At 56.2% G+C, this 596-nt stretch carries 1 rRNA gene; it reads left to right on the forward strand.

The window, feature by feature from the left end:
• Positions 1–522 (forward strand): 16S ribosomal RNA (locus GFD32_RS14545); the annotation flags it as partial.
• Positions 523–596: the final 74 nt, after the last annotated feature.

The raw sequence follows: 596 nt of genomic DNA on the forward strand, positions 1-596 counted from the left end.
GGTGTGCCTTCGGGAGCCGAGTGACAGGTGCTGCATGGCCGTCGTCAGCTCGTGTTGTGAAATGTTGGGTTAAGTCCCGTAACGAGCGCAACCCTTGTCCCTATTTGCCAGCGATTCGGTCGGGAACTCTAGGGAGACTGCCGGTGACAAACCGGAGGAAGGTGGGGACGACGTCAGGTCATCATGGCCCTTACGGGTAGGGCTACACACGTGCTACAATGGTCGGTACAAAGGGTTGCGAGTTCGCGAGGACGAGCTAATCCCGAAAAGCCGATCTCAGTCCGGATCGGAGTCTGCAACTCGACTCCGTGAAGTCGGAATCGCTAGTAATCGTGAATCAGAATGTCACGGTGAATACGTTCCCGGGCCTTGTACACACCGCCCGTCACACCATGGGAGTGGACTGCACCAGAAGTGGTTAGCCTAACCTTCGGGAGGGCGATCACCACGGTGTGGTTCATGACTGGGGTGAAGTCGTAACAAGGTAGCCGTAGGGGAACCTGCGGCTGGATCACCTCCTTAATCGACGACTCGCTGTTTCGCGGCAAGTGCTCACATTGAATTACCTGATCGACCAGAGCAAAGACTGTTTGGGT

The organism is Halomonas faecis (assembly GCF_010993975.1).
Lineage (GTDB): Bacteria > Pseudomonadota > Gammaproteobacteria > Pseudomonadales > Halomonadaceae > Halomonas > Halomonas faecis.